4 protein-coding genes are annotated in these 5,658 nt (G+C 69.3%); 1 reads left to right on the top strand and 3 read right to left on the bottom strand.

Translation table 11 applies throughout. From position 1 onward, the window contains the following. Positions 1–33 precede the first annotated feature (33 nt). The 3 genes from MJ783_RS06605 to MJ783_RS06595 form a co-directional block, all read right to left on the bottom strand. Positions 34–1,713 carry a serine/threonine-protein kinase gene (locus MJ783_RS06605; RefSeq protein WP_370651464.1) on the bottom strand — a complete coding sequence of 560 codons (1,680 nt, stop codon included), beginning with the start codon at positions 1,711–1,713 and terminating at the stop codon, positions 34–36. 144 nt (positions 1,714–1,857) lie between these two features. After that, positions 1,858–3,990 carry a glycosyltransferase family 39 protein gene (locus MJ783_RS06600; protein WP_239309221.1) on the bottom strand — a complete coding sequence of 711 codons (2,133 nt, stop codon included), beginning with the start codon at positions 3,988–3,990 and terminating at the stop codon, positions 1,858–1,860. A 91-nt stretch (positions 3,991–4,081) separates the two neighbouring features. Continuing rightward, positions 4,082–5,134 (bottom strand): hypothetical protein, encoded by a 1,053-nt coding sequence (locus MJ783_RS06595; protein ID WP_239309219.1) that lies wholly within the window; start codon positions 5,132–5,134, stop codon positions 4,082–4,084. 317 nt (positions 5,135–5,451) lie between these two features. Here MJ783_RS06595 and MJ783_RS06590 point away from each other — a divergent pair. Next, the coding region (locus tag MJ783_RS06590) for a M50 family metallopeptidase (RefSeq protein WP_239309217.1) at positions 5,452–5,658 on the top strand (207 nt) is incomplete at its 3' end.

Here is a 5,658-nt window from a genome sequence, read left to right as displayed (position 1 = left end):
AGCCGTTTAGAGCGCCCGGCAATAGGGACGCTCTTATCGGAGTGGGACGGTGACCCCGCCGCTGAACGGGCCGTCGTGCAACTCCAGATGATCAGCGGTGACGTCCTGGGGGATGTCGAAGACGAGGGTGCCGCTCGCCGTCTCGCCCGCGGAGATGTTCCCCCAGATATCTTCTGAAAAAACCATCCGCGACAGGAGCTGGCTGGAATCGTGGTCTGAGCCAGCGCTGTCGACAAGCCGCTGCGGGGCCACCGACAGATTCCGGGTCGAACCGCCGATGTTGTGCGCGGTGAGGGCGACCAGGCAGTACTGGCCGTCCGGATGCCTGGTGATCAATCCGATCTTCAATTGATCGAGGCCGCACTGCACATGTGTCACGGTGAACTCAAGCTGCCCATCGTGGACCGGGACACCGGCCCCGGCTGCCCCGGACGGGACGGGAGAAGGGGACGGGGCGGCCGAAGCCGCGGGCGCGGAGCTGGCAACGGCGGGCGATGCGCCTGTGTCGTTACCGCCGAGGCCTCGCAGGGCCACCCAACCGAGCAGCAGCAGGAGCACGGCGGCCAGGGCCAGCAGCCACCAGCGACGGCGTGGCCGCGACGGCGCGGCCGGCGGATACCAGGGGGGCGGTGCCTCGTCGGCGGGCTCGGCGAACCGCGCTGGCTGCCCGAACCGCGCTGGTTGTCCCGATAGCTGGCCGGTCGCGAACGTCGGCGAACCGCGGCGGGTCGGTGGCGCGACAGCGGCCATCCGCTGTGTCCGCCCGAGTATCTGATCGATCGGCGTGGCGGCGCTGACGTCCGCGTTGCCCTCGACCAGACGCATGAGCAGATCACGTGCGGCTGGCCGAGCCCTGGGATCTTTGGTCAACGCGGTCTCGACCAGCCCCCGTAGCGGTCGGGCGAGACCGGTCAGGTCCGGTGCCTCCTCCACGATCCGCTGCCCCAGGCTGGCGTCAGCGGCCGGCCCGAAGGCTCCCGGTTCCGCGAACGGGTGTCGGCCCGTTCCCGCGTAGCCGACCAGAAGCCCCCAGGTGAAGATGTCCGCGGCCGGGCCGACCGGATCGTCGAGGATTTGTTCGGGCGCCATCCAGCCGTAGGTCCCGAAGATCAGTCCACGATCGAGAGCATGACGGGTGGTAGCGGCGAGCTTGGCTATCCCAAAGTCGATGACCCTCGGCCCGGACAACGACATGATCACATTGGCGGGCTTGAGGTCACGGTGGACGATCCCCGCGCGATGGATGGCCGTCAGTGCCGTCGCCACCCCGATCGCGGTACCGGTCAGAGTCGAGGCGGGCAGCGGACCGTCCTCCGTCACCACCCAGTCCAGCCGCCTGCCATCGATGTACTCGGTGACGAGATACGGCGGGTAGGCGTCCGGGTCGGCGTCGAGCACCGAGGCCGTACAGAACGGCGAGACCCGTCGGGCCGCGGCGACCTCGTGTCGGAACCGCTCCCGGAAGTCGCGATCGGCGGCGAGGTCCGGCCGGATCACCTTGACCGCGACCTGTCGGCCCAGCGTGTCCCGGCCGAGATAGACCGTGCCCATGCCGCCGACGGCGAGACGGCTGTCCAGCATGTACCTGCCGACCGATAGCGGGTCGTCCGCATGCAGCGGCTCCAGTGGCTCCGCCGTAGCCCCCTTCCCCGCTCGGCCTGGCCGCGTCATGCCCGCCGCCCTGCTGCTGCCCGCCCGCTCATAACCCCCCACTTCAACCGCCTATGGCTGACCCGCTCACAGCCAGCCCGCTCACAGCCCCATCGTCACTCATCCCAGGCCTCTTGCGGTGGCAGAGTCCCCAACAGGCGGCATGCTCTCGAACGTGGACGTGTGCCGGAAGGCAGCCGGATCAGGTCAGGCTCTCGGCTGTGCCAGGTCATAGACCGTCTGCCCACCAACAGTCCTGGCGGTGAAGGCGCTGTCCACCCAGGAGGTGATCTCGTTGTTTTCGCGGCCACCGAAACCACCGAAACCACCACCCGCGATGTAGTAATGGATGTTGTGATGAGCGACATACCGCTTGAACTCGGCGAGCGTCGGTGCCGGGTCACCGCCGCTGAACCCGCCCATCGACATGATCGCGGTACCGCTGGCGAGCTCGAGCGAGCCGGCCATCTGGGATCCCGACGCCGCCGCGGCCCAGCGGTAGCCTCGCTGGCCGTTCCTGAGCAGCTGGACGAGCTCGGCGTTGGCAGCCTGATCGGCCCCGGGCCCACCACGACCGCCGCCACCGGCCCCGAGGCCAGGAAAGCTCCCGCTGGGGAACCGGCCGCCCGCCGCACCGGGAAACCCACCACTGGGAAACCCACCACCGCCGGCAGTGGCCGGCCCCGCGGTTGGAATCGCGCCCATGTGGGGCGTTGCGGCGGTGTCGAGGGCGTAGGCAGCCGATGGCGCGCCCAGCGCGATCACCACTGCCACGGCCGCACCCGCCCCGGCGGCGGCGAACAGCCGCCGGCCGACCAGCAACGCGAGCGCGCCGAGAACCGCGGCGGCAACAACGACGAACCGCAGCGCGGGGTACCACTCAGGGCTGCGGTCGAGCAAAATGAACGACCACGCGCCGGTGGCCGCGACAGCCGCCGCCATCAGCGTCCGGGAAACCCGGGAGGCCCGCGCACGCCACAGCGCGGTACCGCCGAAAACGACAAGGCCGGCGATCCCCGGCGCCAGCGCGATCGTGTAGTACGGGTGGATGATTCCGCTCATATAGCTGAATACGATGCCGGTGACGAGCGTCCACCCGCCCCACAACAGAAGACCGGCACGGATGCGGTCCGTGCGGGCCGCCCGGCGGGTGACCCACAGCCCGCCCACCAGGACGATCAGCGCAGCCGGCAGCAGCCACGAGATCTGGGTACCGAACTGGCTGTCGAACATCCGGTTCCAGCCGGTCGGGCCACCGAACATCCCCCCGGGACCGCCACGGCCAGCACCGCCACGGCCAGCACCGCCGGCACCAGCGCCGCCGGGCATCCCCCGCAGGTACTGGGCGATACCGGCCGGCAGCTGCCCACCACCCCCGCCCCGAGCGCCCCCGCCCCCATTGCCGAAGATCCGTCCAAGACCGTTGTAGCCGAAGGTCAGCTCAAGAAAGCTGTTGTTGGTCGAACCGCCGATGTAGGGCCGGGAATCTTTCGGCCACAGTTCCACGGCCGCCACGAACCAACCCGTGGAGACAAGCACACCGCCGACGCCGACCAGGAGCCCCACCAGCCGCCGGCCGATCGAGGTCGGGGCGGCCACCAGGTAGACAAGCCCGAACGCCGGCACCGGCAGGAACGCCTGCATCATCTTCGTCAGGAAAGCGAAGCCGACCGCGGTACCGGTCAGCGCGATCCAGCGGTAGCTCCCGGTCTCGGTCGCACGCACCACGCAGTAGGCCACTACAACAAGCAGCAGCGTGAGCAGCGCATCCGGGTTGTTGAATCGGAACATCAGGACGGCCACCGGCGTCAGGGCCAGCACGGCACCGGCAACGAGACCCGCGCGAGGACCGATCCAGCGGCGGATCGTGAGATAGAGGATGCCCACGGATGCCACGCCCTCCAGCGCGTCCGGTAGAAGCATGCTCCAGCCGCTGAAGCCGAAAATCCTTCCGGACAAAGCCATCACCCACAGTGACGCTGGTGGTTTGTCCACAGTGATGAAGTTCGACGAGTCGAACGAGCCGAAGAACATCGCCTTCCAGCTCCGCGTACCGGCCTGGACCGCGGCGGCGTAGAAGCTGTTGGCGTTACCAGACGCGCCGAGCCCCCACAGGTAGATTGCGGCGGTGGCGGCCAGCAGAACAAGCAGGGCCGGACGTATCCACCACGGGTCCGCGGCGCGCCCCCGCAACAGCCGGGGCAGCCGGATCGGGGGGGCGCTCGGCGCCGCGTGAACGTTACCGCCCAGAGCCTCAGGTGATGGCTCCCGACGCCGTGCCGGGATGTCGACGTCGGGTCTGACCGACCCCCAGTCGAGGTCACCGGCATTCGTGCTCATCGTGTGCTCCCCTTGCCGCTGATCCACTGATCCGCTCACCTGCTGATCCGCTCACCTGCTGGCGGCGGTAACGACGGCGGTGGCGCCTTCCTCACGTGAGTGTCGCCGCCGACGCGACAAAGGTCGTGGGCTTGGCCGGACTCGTGCCCGAAGCAGCGCCAGCCGGACCGCCCATGTCGCCGGGCTGGTCGTCACCGGGAGCGCCGGCTGGCGCGGCTGCTCTCCCGGCGTCCACCATGCACTGGCGGAAGGCCGCACGGACCTTCGAATCCCTCATATCCGGACGAGGCTGCCCGTTGCCACCGTCGAGGGTGATGCCCTTGTCCTTCAGACACGCCTGGAACTTCTCCAGATCGATCGCCGGGCCGTCGCCATCCTGGAACCGATCCCCGCCCAGGAACCTGTCGCCTGGCATCCCGCCTTCGCCGAACCCACCACCGCCGGGAAAGCGGCCACGGCCCGGCCCGTAGCTGGGAAGCCCGCCGGGACTGGCGGCGTCCACGGTCTGGCTGCCGCTGTTTCCCCCACCAGCCGCGGCCATGACAGCGGCGCTGGTACCCAGTACGACCGCGAGTATGGCGCCCGCGGCGATCAGGCCACCGCGCCGACCGAACCGCCGACCACCTCCCGCCGCGGGCTGCGCCGCCGTCGGCAGACCCGCCGGCCCGGCCGCCGAGTGGATCTCGGGCCGGCCCGCGCCGGCCCACCAGGGCGCGTCAGCCCCCGCCGGCCCGAGCACATCCATGGATGTGTCCGCGGGAACGGCGCGGATCAGCGCGACCACATCGGCAACCGACGAGGCCGAGCCGACCATCTGCGGCCGTACCTGAGCACCCAGATCCGGCGGGACATCAACGCCCGGGGGCGTGACCAGCACCAGGCGGGCGTCGCCGGGACGGGCCACAAGAGCCGCCAGCAGCTCCCGCTCATAGATCGTGGCAACAATGATCGGCTGGACCAGCCGTTGCGGCCGCGGCTCGCTCAGGCCGTCGTCGGCCACACCGGTTGACGGTTGCTCCCCAAGCCGGTTGTCCCCAGGCTGGTCGTCCCCGAATGGTGGCTCAGCCGACGGTGGCAGAACCTCGTAGCCGGGTCCGAGCGCGCCGGCCATCGCCCCTGGGTCGGCGGGCAGACTCGGGCTCAACCACACGTGTGTCATGTGCATACCGTGGCGGTCACGCCTGAGGGGAAGCTTTCGGAAACCTTGGAATGTCCTGTTGGATCGCGGCACCCCCGCTGGAGCACGGCCCCAGCGCCGGAGCACAACGGCCCGCCGCGCACAAACCTCGAAGGATCAGTGATCTCGCCAGCCGGCGCGACAGCGGCTGACCAGCTCGCCCGCGGCCTCCCGCCGCGCGAAAAAATATTCAGTTGTCCATCCGGCGAAAAAATTATGTGATTAGCACATCAGCAGCGCCAATATTGATGAGCCAATGCGAATCGTGTCGTGCCGGGGGTGCCATGAACAACGGTAGTAGCAGCATGGGCCTGACGATGATCGTCGCGGACAGGGTTGGCACGCCGTTATGGATTATCGCGCTCACCGGCCTGGCCGCCCTCGCGGCGGTCGTGCCCACATGGACCTGGCACGGCAGCGGCCACCTCGACACGATCGCGCACGAGGGCGGCCATGCGCTCGTCGCCTACCTCCTCGGACGCTGGGTCCTT

Origin of the sequence: Protofrankia sp. Cj3 (assembly GCF_917627355.1) — a bacterium.
GTDB lineage: Bacteria > Actinomycetota > Actinomycetes > Frankiales > Frankiaceae > Protofrankia.
The sequence above is the reverse complement of the archived record's forward strand: the minus strand, read 5'-3'. Positions and strand labels throughout refer to the sequence as shown.